The sequence below is a fragment of the Thiobacillus thiophilus genome, assembly GCF_055378705.1.
This window is the reverse complement of sequence record NZ_AP042404.1, coordinates 2,456,140-2,470,308: the sequence shown is the minus strand read 5'-3', so window position 1 is coordinate 2,470,308 and position 14,169 is coordinate 2,456,140. Positions and strand designations below refer to the sequence as shown.

The window sequence follows — 14,169 nt, the reverse complement described above, 5'->3', positions numbered from 1 at the left end:
CGCCGCCCGGCCGCCATCTGATCCGGGATATGGAATGAACCCGCGCGAACTGTTGCTGGAATCATTCCGTGCGGCGGTGGCCGCCGCCGACCCCGCACGCATCCTGCCGCCGCACCTGCCCGCGCCGCCGCGCGGCCGCACCCTGGTGGTCGGAGGCGGCAAGGCGGCCGCCAGCATGGCCGCTGCGGTGGAAGCCCACTGGCCGGCGGATGCGCCGCTGTCCGGGCTGGTGGTCACCCGCTACCAGCATGGCCTGCCCACGCACCGCATCGAGGTCGTCGAGGCGAGCCACCCTCTGCCCGACGGCCACGGGGAGGAAGCCGCCTTGCGCATGCTGGAGATGGCGGGCCAGCTGGGGCCGGACGACCTTTTGCTGGCGTTGATTTCGGGCGGCGGCTCCAGCCTGCTCGCTGCGCCGGTCGAAGGGGTGAGCCTGAAGGAACTGCGCCAGGTGACCAAGGCGCTGCTCAATGCCGGCGCGGCCATCCACGACATCAACACCGTGCGCAAGCACCTCACCCGCTTGTCGGGCGGACGCCTGGCGCAGGCGGCGAATGGCGCACGCACGCTGGCGCTGATCATTTCCGACGTCGTCGGCGATGACCCCACCCATATCGCATCCGGCCCCTGCGCGCCCGACCCCACCAGCTGCGCCGATGCGCTCGAACGGCTGCTGCGCTTCCGTATTACACTGCCCGCCGGCGTACGCCGCCATCTGGAACAGACGGTGCCGGAGACCGACACGCCCAAGCCGGGCGCCCCCTGTTTCGCCAATACGGAAAACCGCGTCATTGCCAGCGCACAGGCCAGCCTCCAGGCCGCGTGCGTGTATTTCGAGCGTCACGGCATTCCCGCCGTGGTGCTGTCGGACAACGTCAGCGGGGATGCGCAGGCGGTGGCCAAACAGCACGCCGCGCTGGCACGCACCATGAAATCGCGTCCCATGGCATTGATTTCAGGCGGCGAGACCACCGTCACCCTGCGCCCGCAGCACGGGCGTGGCGGCCGCAACACCGAGTTCCTGCTGGCCCTGGCGCTTGAATTGAAAGACACGCCGGCGTGGGCGATCGCCTGCGACACCGATGGCATCGATGGCAGCGAGGACAACGCAGGGGCATCGATCGGCCCGGACACGCTGCTGCACGCACATGCACGCGGTCTCGATGCGGCCGGTTTTCTGGCCGCCCACGACAGTCACGGATTTTTTGCGGCGCTGGGCGACCTCGTCGTCAGTGGTCCCACTCGCACCAACGTCAACGACTATCGGGCGCTGTTACTCGGCCTGGATTGATTGCGTTTAATTCAGCCGCTGCACCTGCACCGGGTCGCCCACCTTCAGACCAAATGTGGCTGCGGCGCTGCCACGGTTGACCGCAAGCTCCAGCAGGCCAACGCTGTTGTTGAACCAGAAGCCCTCGCCCTTGCCGACGGAACCGAAACTCTCGCCGTGCCTGAACCGTTCGCCCGTGGCGCTCACGCACGCGTCCTGCGGCACTCCGCGTACGCCGGTCCAGGCGTTTCCGTAATGATCGACATATATCACCCGTGCCAGGTCTCCGGCGTCGAATTCGACATTCAACTTGTCTATCGGGATCAATTTGTCGGTGAGCACATCGCCGCGCACGATGTCGGCCGCAACCGGGGCAAACAGGTCGCGTCCGTGAAACGTGGGTGACAGGATCTCGGGCTGCCAGACAATGCGCCACAACCGGGCGTCGGCATGGCGCGCGGCAACGACCGACAGCAACCCGTTGTCCGGCCCGACGAACCAGCGACCGCCAGCCATGACCGCCACGGCGGCGCGCTGCGTGCCGACGCCTGGATCGACCACCGCCAAAAACACGCTGCCGGATGGAAAACCGGATGCGAGTGCCGCCAGCAAATGTGCGCCGGCATGCGGATTGAAGTCCGGCACCTCGTGCAGCAGATCCACCACCAACTGCGTGGGTGCATGTTCGGCGAGGCGCGCCTTGATCTGCCCCACGTAGGGATCGCGCAACCCAAAATCGGTGAAAAGTACGATCACAGGATTTTTCCTGGCTTGAGAATAAGGACAACTATGCCTGGCAAGGCGGGGGCGGGTAAGTACGGGAGGCACGCCGACACGTGCCACGCCTGCGGAGCGCCCTGGGAAACGGGCATGAAAAAGCCGGGTGATCCCGGCTTTTTCAACTCGACACAGTCTGGCTTTACTCGGCCTCGACCAACTCGGCGTCAGTCTCGGGACGGTCAACCAGTTCGACCAGCGCCATCGGCGCATTGTCGCCTTTGCGGAAACCATACTTCAGAATGCGCAGGTAGCCACCGGGACGCGCCTGGTAACGCGGGCCCAGTTCGCCGAACAGCTTGACGACCATGTCGCGGTCGCGCAGACGGTCGAACGCCAGGCGATGGTTGGCCAGGCTGGGTTCCTTGCCCAGGGTGATCAGTGGCTCGACGAAGCGGCGTAGTTCCTTGGCCTTCGGCAGTGTGGTCTTGATAATTTCATGCTTCAGCAGCGACACGGTCATGTTGCGGAACATGGCCAGCCGATGGCTGGTGGTGCGATTCAGCTTGCGGTTGGATTGACGATGACGCATGGCTATTCCTTTCAGTCAGTATTCTTGGGCTAGGTCGCCAGCCACGGCGACCCGCACTTTATTGTTTGATTTCGGTTGTGGTGTATTTTTCAGGGACGCTCGAGACCGGCAGGCGGCCAGTTTTCCAGCTTCATCCCCAAGGACAGGCTCTTGGAAGCCAGCACATCCTTGATTTCGTTCAGTGACTTGCGGCCCAGATTGGGGGTACGCAACAGCTCGGTTTCGGAACGCTGGATCAGGTCGCCGATGAAGTAAATATTTTCGGCCTTCAGACAATTGGCCGAACGTACGGTCAGTTCGAGGTCATCGACCGGGCGCAGCAACAGGGGATCGATCTGCGGCGAACGCGGCGACTCGGACTCGGCCGGCGTGCCTTCCAGATCGGCAAACACGGAGAGCTGGTTCACCAGGATGCGGGCAGCCGTGCGCACGGCCTCTTCCGGTTCGACCACGCCGTTGGTCTCGATGTCGATCACCAGACGGTCGAGGTCGGTGCGCTGTTCGACACGCGCGCTCTCCACCGTGTAGGCGACGCGCCGAACCGGGCTGAACGATGCATCGACCAGGATCGAACCCACGGCACGGGTTTCTTCCGAAACCTTGCGCGCAGTGGCCGGCTGATAGCCGCGGCCGCTCTCGATCTTGATTTCCATATCAAGCTTGCCGCCCTTGGTCAGGTGGGCAATCACATGATCCGGATTCAGCACTTCGATATCGTGGCCGACTTCGATGTCACCCGCGGTCACAACGCCTTCACCGGCTTTGGATACCTTCAGGATGGCCTCGGACTTGCCATGCATCTTGAAAGCAATGCCCTTGAGGTTCAGCAGGATGTCGACGACATCCTCCTGCACGCCTTCGATGGTCGAATACTCGTGGACGACACCACTGATGGATACTTCGGTGGGCGCATAGCCAACCATGGAGGACAGCAGAATACGACGCAACGCGTTGCCGAGCGTGTGGCCGTAGCCGCGCTCGAAGGGCTCCATGATGACCTTGGCGTGCAGCGGGGACGAGCGATCCACCTCCACAATACGCGGCTTGAGAAATTCCGTAGCGCTTTGCATAGAGTGCAATTCCTTAAAACCAGCCCTTAAGACCGGGTCACAGAGACCGAGCCAACTTATTTGGAGTACAGTTCGACGACCAGCGACTCATTGATGGTCGACGGCAGCTCCGAGCGTTGCGGTGCGGCCTTGTAGGTCCCCTTGAGTGCCTTGGCATCAACCTCGACCCATTCGGGATAGCCGCGCGCTGCAGTCGCTTCCGCAGCCGCCTTGATGCGCAGATGGGCTTTCGCCTTTTCCGACACCTCGATTACATCACCGGCGCGAACCTGGTACGAAGGAATGTTGACCCGGCGGCCGTTGACCATAATGCCGTTGTGGCGCAGCACCTGGCGCGCCTCGGTGCGCGACGCACCAAAGCCCATGCGATAGCACACCGAATCCAGGCGCGACTCAAGCATCGACAGCAGGTTCTCACCGGTCACGCCCTTGCGACTGTCCGCACGCTTGTACGTCAGGCGGAACTGGCCTTCCAGCACGCCGTAGATACGGCGAATTTTTTGTTTCTCGCGCAGCTGCACGCCATAGCCTGACAGGCGAGCCCCGCTCTTCTGGCCATGCTGGCCGGGCGCATAGGGACGGCGCTCGATAGCGCACTTGTCAGTGAAACACTTCTCGCCTTTCAGGAAAAGCTTTTCGCCTTCGCGGCGGCACTGACGGCATTTTGGATCAAGATTACGAGCCATGATTTTTGCCTAGTATTAGATACGACGCTTTTTGGAGGGACGGCAACCGTTATGCGGAATCGGTGTGACATCAGAGATCGTCACGATCTTGAAGCCCAGCGCATTCAACGCACGTACGGTGGAATCGCGACCAGGACCGGGGCCCTTGATCCGCACCTCCAGGTTCTTGACGCCGCATTCCTGCGCCATTTTGCCGGCATTTTCCGCCGCAACCTGCGCCGCGAACGGAGTCGACTTGCGCGAGCCCTTGAAGCCCGCACCACCGGCCGTTGCCCACGACAGGGCGTTGCCCTGACGATCGGTGATCGTCACGATGGTGTTGTTGAACGATGCGTGAATGTGCGCAATACCTTCTGCGACATTCTTCTTGACCTTTTTACGGACGCGCGTAGCTGGTTTCGTTGCCATGGTTAACCTTTATTTCCTGATGGCCTTGCGCGGGCCCTTGCGGGTTCGCGCGTTGGTGCGAGTACGCTGACCACGCACCGGCAAGCCTTTACGATGGCGCAAGCCGCGATAGCAGCCAAGATCCATCAAACGCTTGATGTTCATGGTGGTCTCACGGCGCAGGTCGCCTTCGATCGTGAACCTGGCCACGATCTCACGTATGCGCTCCACCTCAGCCTCCGACAAATCCTTGATTTTCGAAGTCTGGGCAATGCCAGCCGCTTCGCAAATCTTGCCGGACGAGGTCCTGCCAATGCCATAAATGGCGGTCAACGCAATAATCGCGTGTTGATGATTCGGGATATTAACCCCAGCAATACGAGCCATTCGCAGAGCCCCAAATGCAGAACAAAAAATTATAACACGTCAACCCACTTTCAGGTTGACCCGGATTCAAACTTGCCGACAATTGCCCACTCATCCCTGGCGCTGCTTATGCCGCGGATCATCACAGATCACGCGCACAACACCCTTGCGGCGTACAACCTTGCACTTGCGGCACATCTTTTTGACTGAAGCCTGTACTCTCATGGTTTTCTCCATTCACTTGCCGGCGGCATGCTGCCGGCCAAAAATCACTTGGCTCGAAAAACGATCCGGCCTTTGCTCAAATCGTACGGCGTGAGTTCAACCGTCACTTTGTCACCTGGAAGAATGCGGATGTAGTGCATACGCATCTTCCCCGAAATATAGCCCAGTAAAACATGGCCATTTTCAAGCTTGACCCGAAACGTGGCGTTAGGCAGGTTTTCAATCACCTCACCCTGCATCTGGATGACATCTTCCTTTTCCTTGGACATGTCATCGTCCTACCAGGCCATTCTTGAAATTGGCTTTCTTGAGCAAGCCTTCATACTGGTGAGACATGACATAAGCCTGAACCTGGGCCATGAAATCCATCGTCACCACCACGATAATCAACAGGGATGTTCCACCAAAGTAGAACGGAACATTCCATTTCAGAATCAGAAACTCGGGCAACAAACACACCAGGGTGATGTAGATCGCCCCCACCAGCGTCAACCGGGTCAGAATCTTGTCGATGTAGCGGGCGGTTTGAGCACCCGGCCGAATTCCCGGAACAAACGCACCGCTCTTCTTCAGGTTGTCCGCCGTTTCCTTGGGGTTGAACACCAGGGCCGTATAGAAAAAGCAGAAGAAGATGATCGCCAACGCATACACCAGAACGTACACCGGTTGCCCGGGGGACAAGGACGAGCCAATGTCACGCAACCAGCCCATGCCCTCGCCGCTACCAAACCAGCCCGCCAGCGTGGCGGGGAACAAAATGATGCTGGAAGCAAAAATCGGCGGGATCACCCCGGCCATATTCAGCTTGAGCGGCAAATGCGAACTCTGGCCACCCACCACCACCTTGCCGACCTGCCGTTTGGCGTAGTTGACCAGAATCTTGCGCTGGCCCCGTTCGACAAACACCACCAACGCGGTAACCAGCAGTACACCGACAAACAGCATCAGCACCAGCGGGATCGGAAATGCGCCGGTTCGCGTCAATTCCAGCGTGCCGCCGATCGCGGACGGCAACCCGGCCACGATGCCCGAAAAAATAATGATCGAAATGCCATTACCCAGACCACGCTCGGTAATCTGCTCGCCCAACCACATCAGGAACATCGTGCCGGCGGTCAGGGTGGCCACCGTGATCAGACGAAATGCCATACCCGGATCCAGCACCAGGCCTGCCTGCGATTCCAGCGTGATGGAAATGCCCAGCGCCTGAAACACCGCCAGGAACAGGGTGCCGTAGCGGGTGTACTGCGTAATCTTGCGGCGTCCGGACTCGCCCTCTTTTTTCAGCGCCTCGAGCTGGGGAGACACGGTCGTCATCAGCTGCACGATGATCGATGCCGAAATATACGGCATGATCCCCAGCGCAAACAGGCTGAAACGCGACAGTGCGCCACCGGAGAACATGTTGAACATGCCCAGGATGCCGCCCTGCTGCGACTTGAACAACTGGTCGAGCACCAGCGGATCGATCCCCGGCACCGGAATAAAAGTGCCGATACGGTAGACGATCAATGCGCCGAGCAGGAATAACAAGCGGCGCTTGAGGTCGCCGAATTTGTTCAAGCCGGTTTTTGGCGTGGCCAAGGTGTGCGTCCTCGCAGGATCAGTCGGCGATGGTGCCGCCCGCCGCCTCAATCGCGGCGCGCGCACCCTTGGTCACGGCAATGCCGCTCAGCTTGATCGCCCGGCCGATTTCACCCGCCAGGTAGACCTTTGCCGCCTTGACTGCGGAACTGACCAGTCCAGCCTGTTTCAGCACCAGCAAATCGATCTCGTCCACACCCACCGCCGCCAGTTCATACAGACGGACGTGCGCCGTGTTCGCCTTGGTCAGTGAAACAAATCCGCGCTTGGGCAGGCGGCGCTGCATCGGCATTTGACCGCCTTCGAAACCCACCTTGTGGAAACCACCCGAACGGGATTTCTGGCCTTTGTGGCCACGCCCCGCGGTTTTACCCAGGCCTGAGCCAATGCCACGGCCCGGGCGACGCCTGTCTTTCTTGGCGCCGTCTGCCGGTTTAATCGTATTCAGTTCCATTTAAGCCTCGCACTTCAACAAATAGGCGGCCTTCGTCATCATCCCGCGGTTTTCCGGGGTGTCGATCACCTCGACCGTGTGGTGCATACGTCGCAGACCCAAGCCACGGACACAGGCGCGATGTGCTTCCTTGGCGCCAATCAGGCTTTTGATCTGCGTCACCTTAATTTTTTTCTGCTCGCTCATGGTTTACCCCGTGATGTCTTCGAGTGACTTGCCACGCTTGGCCGCAATCTCGGACGGCGTGGACATTTTCAACAGGCCGTCAAGCGTCGCACGCACGACGTTGTAGGGGTTGGTCGAACCCAGGCACTTGGCGAGAACGTTCTGCACGCCCATCACCTCGAAAACGGCACGCATCGCACCGCCGGCGATAATGCCGGTACCTTCGGATGCCGGCTGGATCAGCACGCGCGAGGCGCCATGCTGGCCCACCACCGTATGGTGGAAAGTACCATTCTTCAGGCTGATCTTGACCAGTTTGCGGCGGGCCTCTTCCATTGCCTTCTGCACGGCCACTGGCACTTCACGGGATTTTCCCTTGCCCATGCCGATACCGCCATCGCCGTCGCCGACCACGGTCAGCGCGGCAAAGCCCATGATCCGACCACCCTTAACCACTTTGGTGACCCGGTTGATCGAGATCATTTTTTCGCGCAAGCCGTCGCCGCGCTCTTCGTTACTGCTAGGTGCTGTACGGGCCATCTTGATTCTGCCTCGTTAAAAAACCAAACCGCCTTCACGCGCGGCATCTGCCAGGGCTTTCACACGCCCATGGAACTTGAAACCCGAACGGTCGAAAGCCACTTTTTCAATACCCAAACCTTTGGCCTTTTCAGCCAGGTGCTTGCCGACTGCCGTCGCCGCGGCAACGGTACCGCCATTGGGCAACCCGGCACGTAGCGCCTTGTCGTTGGAAGACGCGCTGCACATCACCGTGCCCCCGTCCGCAGAAATAATCTGGGCGTAGACATGGCTGTTGGTGCGGTGAATTGCCAGGCGAGTCGCCTTGACGGCCGCGATCTTGGCGCGGGTTTTGCGCGCTCGGCGAATCCGTGATTGCTTGGTGTTCATTTTCTGTCCTTAAGCCTTACTTCTTCTTGGTCTCTTTCTTGATAACCACTTCGTCGCTATAACGCACGCCCTTGCCTTTGTAAGGCTCCGGCGGACGGTATGAACGCACATCGGCGGCCACCTGCCCAACAACCTGGCGATCAATGCCCTTGATCAGGATTTCAGTCTGCGTCGGCGTCTCGACCTTGATGCCGGCAGGCATCTTGTGCACAACGGGATGCGAGAAACCCAGCGTCAGGTTGAGCGCGTCGCCCTGAGCCTGAGCGCGGTAGCCGACTCCGACCAGCAACAGCTTCTTCTCGAAACCCTTGGTAACACCCTGCACCATGTTATTGACCAGCGCACGCAGGGTTCCCGCCATGGCATTCGCCTGGATGCTTCCACCGACAGGCGCAAAAGTCAGCACACCCTCGTTGAGCGCGACCGAGACATCGCTCGATGCCGCCCGGCTCATCGAACCGAGCGGACCCTTGACCGAGATCACACTTCCCAGCGCGACCTCGACGCCTTTCGGCAATGTAATAGGATTATTGGCTACACGTGACATATCCGCTCTCTCTTACGCAACCACGCACAGGACTTCGCCACCCACGCCCTTGGCGCGGGCATGGCGATCGGTCATCACACCGCTCGAGGTCGATACAATGGCCACACCCAAGCCATTCATCACCCGCGGCAGATCCTCGGCACCCTTGTAGATGCGCAGACCAGGCCGGCTAACTCGCTCGATGCGCTCGATGACCGGACGGCCGGCATAATATTTAAGCTGCAACTCAAGCTCGGGCTTGCCGGCCTCGCCACGAATGGCAAAATCGTCGATGTAGCCCTCGTCCTTCAGCACCTTGGCGATAGCCACTTTGACCTTGGAAGAAGGCATCGCAACAGCCATCTTTTCGACTGCTTGGGCGTTACGGATGCGGGTCAGCATGTCCGCGATGGGATCACTCATACTCATATTGTTTACCCCTTACCAGCTTGCCTTGACGATGCCCGGGATTTCGCCCCGCATCGCATACTCGCGCAGTTTGCCGCGCGCCAGGCCAAACTTGCTGAACACGCCGCGCGGGCGCCCCGTCAACTGGCACCGGTTGCGCTGGCGCACCGGGCTGGAGTTGCGTGGCAGCTCTTGCAATGCCTTGTAGGCTGCCATGCGATCTTCATCGCTGGTCCGCACGCTGGCGATTGCGGCTTTGAGGTCAGCACGCTTGGCAGCATATTTCTTCACCATGCGCGCGCGCTTTTCTTCGCGGTTAATCAAGGATAACTTGGCCATGCCTACCTCAACTCTTGAACGGGAAACTGAAGGCGGCAAGCAAGGCTCGCGCTTCATCATCAGTCTTGGCGGTGGTGGTGATCGTAATGTTCATGCCACGCAACGCATCAATCTTGTCGTATTCGATTTCAGGAAAAATAATCTGTTCCTTGACACCCATGTTGTAGTTGCCACGGCCATCAAAGGACTTGCCCGAAACTCCCCGGAAATCGCGGATACGGGGAATTGCCACCGTCACCAGACGATCCAGAAATTCGTACATCCGCACGTGACGCAGGGTCACCATGCAGCCAACGGGGTAGTTTTCACGGATCTTGAAACCCGCGATCGATTTCTTCGACTTGGTGACAACCGGCTTCTGGCCGGCGATCTTGCGCATGTCCGCCACCGCATGATCCATCACCTTCTTGTCCGCCACAGCCTCGCCCACCCCCATGTTAAGGGTGATCTTCTGAATACGCGGAACCTGCATGACAGATGTGTAGCCAAACTGTTCAATCAGCTTGGGCACCACCGTCTCACGATAAAACTCTTGAAAACGCGCCATGATTACCCCTGTGCGTCAACCATTTCGCCATTGGACTTGTAAACGCGCACCTTGCGGCCGTCCTCCAGCACCTTGTACCCCACGCGATCAGCCTTCTGTGTGCCGGCATTGAACAATGCGACATTGGAAGCCTGAATCGGCATTTCCTTTTCGACGATCCCACCCTGAATGTTGCGCATGGGATTCGGCTTCTGATGCTTCTTGACGCGATTCACGCCCTCAACGAGCAAATGATCATTGTCAAATACCTTGAGCACCACACTGCGCTTACCCTTGTCTTTTCCGGCAAGAACGATCACCTGATCACTTCTACGAATTCGTGCCATGACTCCCCCTTACAGAACCTCGGGCGCCAGCGAGACGATCTTCATGAACTTCTCGGTACGCAACTCACGGGTAACCGGCCCAAAGATACGGGTGCCGATCGGCTCTAATTTAGCGTTCAACAGCACTGCGGCATTGCCGTCAAAGCGCACCAGCGAACCATCCGGACGCCGCACACCCTTGGCAGTGCGGACCACAACAGCGTTGTAGACGTCGCCTTTTTTCACGCGACCGCGCGGTGCAGCATCCTTGATGCTGACCTTGATGATGTCACCCACACCTGCATAGCGTCGGCGGCTGCCGCCCAACACCTTGATGCACATAACCGAGCGCGCACCTGTGTTGTCCGCCACATCCAATACGGACTGCATCTGAATCATTTAATTGCCTCCAACTTAATCCACCACGCTTTAATCAAAAGAGCGGCGGCTAGTTTTGGACCCCGTTCGGGAGAAAATTCCGCCATACGCGGAACTACTTGAGCCAGCGAACCGGACTAAAACCAACCGGCTCACTACCGGAAAACGCGAAATTATACTGGGTCTTTGCGCTTCGCGCAAGCTTTAAACGCGTGCGCGCACAATCAGCTTGCTCACTGTCCATGCCTTGGTACGCGACATTTTGCGCGACTCTTCGATCTGCACCATGTCGCCCTCGTGAAACTCATTGTTTTCATCGTGGGCGTGATATTTTTTGGACAGGCGAATGATCTTGCCAATAACCGGATGCTTGACACGACGCTCGACCAGCACGGTGACCGTCTTGTTCATCTTGTCGCTCAACACACGCCCAGTCAGCGTGCGCATCATCTTCTTGTCTTCAGTCATGCTTGACCCGCCTTTTCGCGCATAATTGTCTTGACCCGTGCAATATCGCGACGCAACTTGCCCAGGTCGGCAGTTTTATTCGACTGCTGGGTGGCCACCTGCATACGCAGGGCAAAGTGGGCACGCAACAGCAACTCTAGTTCCTGCTGCAGTTCTGCGGCATTCTTGCCGCGCATTTCATTTGTATTCATTACTCAACTCCCGATCATGCGGGTCACGAAGGTGGTCGCGATCGGCAACTTGGCAGCCGCCAGGCGAAACGCCTCACGTGCCAGCACTTCATTCACGCCATCCATCTCGTACAACACCTTGCCTGGCTGAATTTCAGCCACGTAGTATTCCGGCGCACCCTTGCCGTTACCCATCCGGACTTCGGCCGGTTTACGCGAAATCGGCTTGTCCGGAAAAATACGAATCCAGATGCGCCCGCCGCGCTTGATATGACGGGTCATGGCGCGACGTGCGGCTTCAATCTGACGCGCAGTCAGGCGACCGCGGCCGACCGCCTTCAGGCCAAAGTCGCCGAAACTTACACTGGCGCCACGGGTGGCCAGACCGGTGTTACGGCCTTTCTGTTCCTTGCGGAATTTTCTTCTAGCTGGCTGCAGCATGTTTCACTCCTGGTTTCTTGCCGCGTTTTTCCTGTTCGGCCACCGCAGGCGCCTCGCCACGGCCGAGCGTGTCTCCCTTGTAAACCCATACCTTGACACCGATGACGCCGTAGGTGGTCTTCGCTTCGGCAAAGCCATAATCAATGATGGCGCGCAGAGTGTGCAGCGGCACACGGCCTTCGCGATACCATTCGGTGCGGGCGATTTCAGCGCCGTTCAAACGCCCGGAACTCATGATCTTGATGCCCTGCGCACCCAGACGCATGGCGTTCTGCATGGAACGTTTCATGGCACGACGGAACATCACACGCTTTTCAAGTTGCTGGGCAATGCCGTCAGCAATGATCTGAGCATCGGTCTCGGGCTTGCGCACTTCTTCGATATTGACGTGCACGGGCACCGACATCAAACGCGCCAGCTCTCCGCGCAGCACCTCGATGTCCTCGCCTTTTTTGCCAATGACCACGCCAGGGCGACCACTGAATATCGTGATGCGCGCATTCTTGGCCGGACGCTCGATCACCACCTTGGAAACCGACGCATGGGCGAGCTTCTTTTTCAGATAATCACGAACCTTGATATCCTCAAGCAGGGTGCTGGAGAAGTTGCGGTTCGAACCGTACCATTTTGCCGTCCAGATGCGCTGAACGCCAAGACGGAACCCAATCGGATGTATTTTTTGTCCCATGGCGCTTCCTTAATCCCCAACCGTCACACTGATGTGACAGGTTGACTTAGTAATACGGTTGCCACGGCCTTTGGCGCGTGCAGTAAAACGCTTCAGCACCGTACCCTGGTCGACAAGAATCGTCTTGACCTTAAGGGTATCGATGTCGGCGCCTTCATTGTGCTCGGCGTTGGCAATCGCCGACTCAAGCACTTTCTTGATGATGCCAGCACCTTTTTTAGGGCTGAAGGCCAGGAGATTCAGCGCCTTCTCCACGCGCAGGCCACGAATCTGGTCGGCGACCAGGCGGCCCTTCTGTGCGGACAGACGCGTACCACGCAAAATTGCAGAAACTTCCATCATGCGCTCCTTATCTCTTCGCCTTCTTGTCCGCAACGTGACCCTTGAAGGTCCGCGTCAGGGAAAACTCACCCAGCTTGTGGCCGACCATGTTCTCGGTCACGAATACCGGCATATGCTGACGCCCGTTATGCACCGCAATCGTCAGCCCGATAAAGTCGGGCAACACGGTGGAACGGCGCGACCAGGTCTTGATCGGGCGCTTGTCGTTGGTGCCGCGAGCGGCTTCAATTCTCTTCAGCAGATGCCCGTCGACGAAAGGGCCTTTTTTAATTGAACGTGCCATATCTTTCTACCTCTATCAGCGCGCGTTGCGGCGGCGGACGATCATGTTGGAGGTGCGCTTGTTGCTGCGGGTACGATAGCCCTTGGTCGGCGTGCCCCACGGGCTGACCGGATGGCGGCCAGCCGCTGTGCGGCCTTCGCCGCCGCCATGCGGGTGATCGCACGGGTTCATCACCACACCGCGCACGGTGGGACGGATGCCACGCCAGCGGCTTGCACCCGCCTTGCCGATCGAACGCAGGCTGTGCTCCTCGTTGCCCACCTCGCCGAGCGTGGCGCGACAGTCAACGTGTACCTTGCGGATCTCACCCGAGCGCAGACGCAACTGCGCATAGCTGCCCTCACGCGCCAACAGCTGCACCGAGGTGCCGGCGGAACGCGCGATCTGCGCACCCTTGCCAGGCATCATCTCGACGCAATGCACCGTGCTGCCGACCGGGATGCTGCGCAGCGGCATGCAGTTGCCCGCCTTGATCGGCGCTTCGATCCCATTCACCAGCTGCGCACCCACCGCAATGCCGCGCGGCGCAATGATGTAGCGCCGTTCGCCATCGGCATAGCACAGCAATGCCAGATGCGCCGAACGGTTGGGGTCATATTCGATGTGCTCGACCTTGGCGGGGATGCCATCCTTGTTGCGGCGGAAGTCCACCACGCGGTAATGCTGCTTGTGGCCACCGCCCTTGTGGCGCACTGTGATATGGCCATTGTTATTGCGGCCCGAACCGCGCTTCTTCGGCTCGAGCAGTGCTGCGAACGGCGCGCCTTTGTGCAGGCCGGCGGTAACAACCTTGACGAGCGCACGACGCCCGGCAGAGGTAGGTTTAACTTTAATCAGTGCCATGATTTT

General features: G+C 59.2%; 27 protein-coding genes. 1 reads left to right on the top strand and 26 read right to left on the bottom strand.

Annotated features, from left to right (window positions below; all coding sequences use genetic code 11):
- The first annotated feature begins 34 nt into the window (after nt 1–34).
- Entirely contained in the window at nt 35–1,291 is a 1,257-nt protein-coding gene (locus ACZ41T_RS12255) for a glycerate kinase type-2 family protein (protein WP_464921671.1), read from the top strand.
- 6 nt (nt 1,292–1,297) lie between these two features.
- Here the strand turns inward: ACZ41T_RS12255 and ACZ41T_RS12250 are convergent, their stop codons facing one another.
- The 26 genes from ACZ41T_RS12250 to rplB form a co-directional block, all read right to left on the bottom strand.
- Complete coding sequence (locus ACZ41T_RS12250) at nt 1,298–2,026, bottom strand: SAM hydrolase/SAM-dependent halogenase family protein (protein WP_464921670.1); 729 nt, start codon at nt 2,024–2,026, stop codon at nt 1,298–1,300.
- Nucleotides 2,027–2,189: 163 nt separating this feature from the next.
- Nucleotides 2,190–2,579, bottom strand: coding sequence for a 50S ribosomal protein L17 (gene rplQ, locus ACZ41T_RS12245; RefSeq protein WP_464921669.1), 390 nt, complete (start codon nt 2,577–2,579; stop codon nt 2,190–2,192).
- 89 nt (nt 2,580–2,668) lie between these two features.
- Nucleotides 2,669–3,649: a DNA-directed RNA polymerase subunit alpha gene (locus tag ACZ41T_RS12240; protein WP_464921668.1), complete on the bottom strand. Its 981-nt coding sequence runs from the start codon at nt 3,647–3,649 to the stop codon at nt 2,669–2,671.
- 56 nt (nt 3,650–3,705) lie between these two features.
- Complete coding sequence (gene rpsD / locus ACZ41T_RS12235; protein WP_464921667.1) at nt 3,706–4,335, bottom strand: 30S ribosomal protein S4; 630 nt, start codon at nt 4,333–4,335, stop codon at nt 3,706–3,708.
- Nucleotides 4,336–4,350: 15 nt separating this feature from the next.
- On the bottom strand, nt 4,351–4,743 hold the full coding sequence (gene rpsK / locus ACZ41T_RS12230; RefSeq protein WP_059750921.1) for a 30S ribosomal protein S11: 393 nt from the start codon (nt 4,741–4,743) through the stop codon (nt 4,351–4,353).
- Nucleotides 4,744–4,752: 9 nt separating this feature from the next.
- Complete coding sequence (rpsM, locus tag ACZ41T_RS12225; RefSeq protein ID WP_464921666.1) at nt 4,753–5,109, bottom strand: 30S ribosomal protein S13; 357 nt, start codon at nt 5,107–5,109, stop codon at nt 4,753–4,755.
- Nucleotides 5,110–5,199: 90 nt separating this feature from the next.
- Nucleotides 5,200–5,313 carry a 50S ribosomal protein L36 gene (rpmJ, locus tag ACZ41T_RS12220; RefSeq protein WP_026240735.1) on the bottom strand — a complete coding sequence of 38 codons (114 nt, stop codon included), beginning with the start codon at nt 5,311–5,313 and terminating at the stop codon, nt 5,200–5,202.
- 44 nt (nt 5,314–5,357) lie between these two features.
- A complete protein-coding gene (infA, locus tag ACZ41T_RS12215; protein WP_464921665.1) occupies nt 5,358–5,582 on the bottom strand; it encodes a translation initiation factor IF-1 in 225 nt (74 codons plus the stop codon).
- Between the two features lies 1 nt (nt 5,583).
- On the bottom strand, nt 5,584–6,897 hold the full coding sequence (gene secY, locus ACZ41T_RS12210) for a preprotein translocase subunit SecY (protein ID WP_464921664.1): 1,314 nt from the start codon (nt 6,895–6,897) through the stop codon (nt 5,584–5,586).
- 19 nt (nt 6,898–6,916) lie between these two features.
- A complete protein-coding gene (gene rplO / locus ACZ41T_RS12205; protein ID WP_464921663.1) occupies nt 6,917–7,351 on the bottom strand; it encodes a 50S ribosomal protein L15 in 435 nt (144 codons plus the stop codon).
- Complete coding sequence (rpmD, locus tag ACZ41T_RS12200) at nt 7,352–7,537, bottom strand: 50S ribosomal protein L30 (RefSeq protein ID WP_464921662.1); 186 nt, start codon at nt 7,535–7,537, stop codon at nt 7,352–7,354.
- A 3-nt stretch (nt 7,538–7,540) separates the two neighbouring features.
- Entirely contained in the window at nt 7,541–8,056 is a 516-nt protein-coding gene (gene rpsE, locus ACZ41T_RS12195; RefSeq protein ID WP_464921661.1) for a 30S ribosomal protein S5, read from the bottom strand.
- Nucleotides 8,057–8,071: 15 nt separating this feature from the next.
- Nucleotides 8,072–8,425, bottom strand: a complete 354-nt coding sequence (gene rplR / locus ACZ41T_RS12190) for a 50S ribosomal protein L18 (RefSeq protein WP_464921660.1) — start codon at nt 8,423–8,425, stop codon at nt 8,072–8,074.
- Nucleotides 8,426–8,441: 16 nt separating this feature from the next.
- Nucleotides 8,442–8,972 carry a 50S ribosomal protein L6 gene (rplF, locus tag ACZ41T_RS12185; protein ID WP_464921659.1) on the bottom strand — a complete coding sequence of 177 codons (531 nt, stop codon included), beginning with the start codon at nt 8,970–8,972 and terminating at the stop codon, nt 8,442–8,444.
- Nucleotides 8,973–8,984: 12 nt separating this feature from the next.
- Entirely contained in the window at nt 8,985–9,380 is a 396-nt protein-coding gene (gene rpsH, locus ACZ41T_RS12180) for a 30S ribosomal protein S8 (protein WP_464921658.1), read from the bottom strand.
- 12 nt (nt 9,381–9,392) lie between these two features.
- Complete coding sequence (gene rpsN, locus ACZ41T_RS12175; protein WP_464921657.1) at nt 9,393–9,698, bottom strand: 30S ribosomal protein S14; 306 nt, start codon at nt 9,696–9,698, stop codon at nt 9,393–9,395.
- A gap of 7 nt (nt 9,699–9,705) precedes the next feature.
- On the bottom strand, nt 9,706–10,245 hold the full coding sequence (rplE, locus tag ACZ41T_RS12170; RefSeq protein WP_464921656.1) for a 50S ribosomal protein L5: 540 nt from the start codon (nt 10,243–10,245) through the stop codon (nt 9,706–9,708).
- A gap of 2 nt (nt 10,246–10,247) precedes the next feature.
- Entirely contained in the window at nt 10,248–10,571 is a 324-nt protein-coding gene (gene rplX, locus ACZ41T_RS12165; protein WP_464921655.1) for a 50S ribosomal protein L24, read from the bottom strand.
- A gap of 9 nt (nt 10,572–10,580) precedes the next feature.
- Nucleotides 10,581–10,949 (bottom strand): 50S ribosomal protein L14, encoded by a 369-nt coding sequence (rplN, locus tag ACZ41T_RS12160; RefSeq protein WP_464921654.1) that lies wholly within the window; start codon nt 10,947–10,949, stop codon nt 10,581–10,583.
- 183 nt (nt 10,950–11,132) lie between these two features.
- Nucleotides 11,133–11,396 (bottom strand): 30S ribosomal protein S17, encoded by a 264-nt coding sequence (gene rpsQ, locus ACZ41T_RS12155; RefSeq protein ID WP_464921653.1) that lies wholly within the window; start codon nt 11,394–11,396, stop codon nt 11,133–11,135.
- Nucleotides 11,393–11,587, bottom strand: coding sequence for a 50S ribosomal protein L29 (gene rpmC / locus ACZ41T_RS12150; RefSeq protein ID WP_464921652.1), 195 nt, complete (start codon nt 11,585–11,587; stop codon nt 11,393–11,395). The genes rpsQ and rpmC overlap by 4 nt, the downstream gene beginning before the upstream one ends.
- Nucleotides 11,588–11,590: 3 nt before the next feature.
- Nucleotides 11,591–12,007: a 50S ribosomal protein L16 gene (gene rplP, locus ACZ41T_RS12145; RefSeq protein WP_464921651.1), complete on the bottom strand. Its 417-nt coding sequence runs from the start codon at nt 12,005–12,007 to the stop codon at nt 11,591–11,593.
- Entirely contained in the window at nt 11,991–12,695 is a 705-nt protein-coding gene (gene rpsC / locus ACZ41T_RS12140; RefSeq protein WP_464921650.1) for a 30S ribosomal protein S3, read from the bottom strand. Before rpsC ends, rplP begins: the two co-directional genes overlap by 17 nt.
- A 9-nt stretch (nt 12,696–12,704) precedes the next feature.
- Nucleotides 12,705–13,034, bottom strand: a complete 330-nt coding sequence (gene rplV / locus ACZ41T_RS12135; protein ID WP_464921649.1) for a 50S ribosomal protein L22 — start codon at nt 13,032–13,034, stop codon at nt 12,705–12,707.
- A gap of 10 nt (nt 13,035–13,044) precedes the next feature.
- The gene (rpsS, locus tag ACZ41T_RS12130) at nt 13,045–13,320 is read right to left on the bottom strand and encodes a 30S ribosomal protein S19 (protein WP_464921648.1); all 276 of its coding nucleotides are present in this window, start codon (nt 13,318–13,320) and stop codon (nt 13,045–13,047) included.
- A gap of 15 nt (nt 13,321–13,335) precedes the next feature.
- Nucleotides 13,336–14,163, bottom strand: coding sequence for a 50S ribosomal protein L2 (gene rplB, locus ACZ41T_RS12125; RefSeq protein WP_464921647.1), 828 nt, complete (start codon nt 14,161–14,163; stop codon nt 13,336–13,338).
- Nucleotides 14,164–14,169: the final 6 nt, after the last annotated feature.

Bases quoted from the DNA above. Each gene is read 5' to 3' on its own strand.
- ACZ41T_RS12255 (WP_464921671.1), top strand. From the start codon at position 35: ATGAACCCGCGCGAACTGTTGCTGGAATCATTCCGTGCGGCGGTGGCC.
- rplQ (WP_464921669.1), bottom strand. From the start codon at position 2,579: ATGCGTCATCGTCAATCCAACCGCAAGCTGAATCGCACCACCAGCCAT.
- ACZ41T_RS12240 (WP_464921668.1), bottom strand. From the start codon at position 3,649: ATGCAAAGCGCTACGGAATTTCTCAAGCCGCGTATTGTGGAGGTGGAT.
- rpsD (WP_464921667.1), bottom strand. From the start codon at position 4,335: ATGGCTCGTAATCTTGATCCAAAATGCCGTCAGTGCCGCCGCGAAGGC.
- rpsK (WP_059750921.1), bottom strand. From the start codon at position 4,743: ATGGCAACGAAACCAGCTACGCGCGTCCGTAAAAAGGTCAAGAAGAAT.
- rpsM (WP_464921666.1), bottom strand. From the start codon at position 5,109: ATGGCTCGTATTGCTGGGGTTAATATCCCGAATCATCAACACGCGATT.
- rpmJ (WP_026240735.1), bottom strand. From the start codon at position 5,313: ATGAGAGTACAGGCTTCAGTCAAAAAGATGTGCCGCAAGTGCAAGGTT.
- infA (WP_464921665.1), bottom strand. From the start codon at position 5,582: ATGTCCAAGGAAAAGGAAGATGTCATCCAGATGCAGGGTGAGGTGATT.
- rplO (WP_464921663.1), bottom strand. From the start codon at position 7,351: ATGGAACTGAATACGATTAAACCGGCAGACGGCGCCAAGAAAGACAGG.
- rpmD (WP_464921662.1), bottom strand. From the start codon at position 7,537: ATGAGCGAGCAGAAAAAAATTAAGGTGACGCAGATCAAAAGCCTGATT.
- rpsE (WP_464921661.1), bottom strand. From the start codon at position 8,056: ATGGCCCGTACAGCACCTAGCAGTAACGAAGAGCGCGGCGACGGCTTG.
- rplR (WP_464921660.1), bottom strand. From the start codon at position 8,425: ATGAACACCAAGCAATCACGGATTCGCCGAGCGCGCAAAACCCGCGCC.
- rplF (WP_464921659.1), bottom strand. From the start codon at position 8,972: ATGTCACGTGTAGCCAATAATCCTATTACATTGCCGAAAGGCGTCGAG.
- rpsH (WP_464921658.1), bottom strand. From the start codon at position 9,380: ATGAGTATGAGTGATCCCATCGCGGACATGCTGACCCGCATCCGTAAC.
- rpsN (WP_464921657.1), bottom strand. From the start codon at position 9,698: ATGGCCAAGTTATCCTTGATTAACCGCGAAGAAAAGCGCGCGCGCATG.
- rplE (WP_464921656.1), bottom strand. From the start codon at position 10,245: ATGGCGCGTTTTCAAGAGTTTTATCGTGAGACGGTGGTGCCCAAGCTG.
- rplX (WP_464921655.1), bottom strand. From the start codon at position 10,571: ATGGCACGAATTCGTAGAAGTGATCAGGTGATCGTTCTTGCCGGAAAA.
- rplN (WP_464921654.1), bottom strand. From the start codon at position 10,949: ATGATTCAGATGCAGTCCGTATTGGATGTGGCGGACAACACAGGTGCG.
- rpsQ (WP_464921653.1), bottom strand. From the start codon at position 11,396: ATGACTGAAGACAAGAAGATGATGCGCACGCTGACTGGGCGTGTGTTG.
- rpmC (WP_464921652.1), bottom strand. From the start codon at position 11,587: ATGAATACAAATGAAATGCGCGGCAAGAATGCCGCAGAACTGCAGCAG.
- rplP (WP_464921651.1), bottom strand. From the start codon at position 12,007: ATGCTGCAGCCAGCTAGAAGAAAATTCCGCAAGGAACAGAAAGGCCGT.
- rpsC (WP_464921650.1), bottom strand. From the start codon at position 12,695: ATGGGACAAAAAATACATCCGATTGGGTTCCGTCTTGGCGTTCAGCGC.
- rplV (WP_464921649.1), bottom strand. From the start codon at position 13,034: ATGGAAGTTTCTGCAATTTTGCGTGGTACGCGTCTGTCCGCACAGAAG.
- rpsS (WP_464921648.1), bottom strand. From the start codon at position 13,320: ATGGCACGTTCAATTAAAAAAGGCCCTTTCGTCGACGGGCATCTGCTG.
- rplB (WP_464921647.1), bottom strand. From the start codon at position 14,163: ATGGCACTGATTAAAGTTAAACCTACCTCTGCCGGGCGTCGTGCGCTC.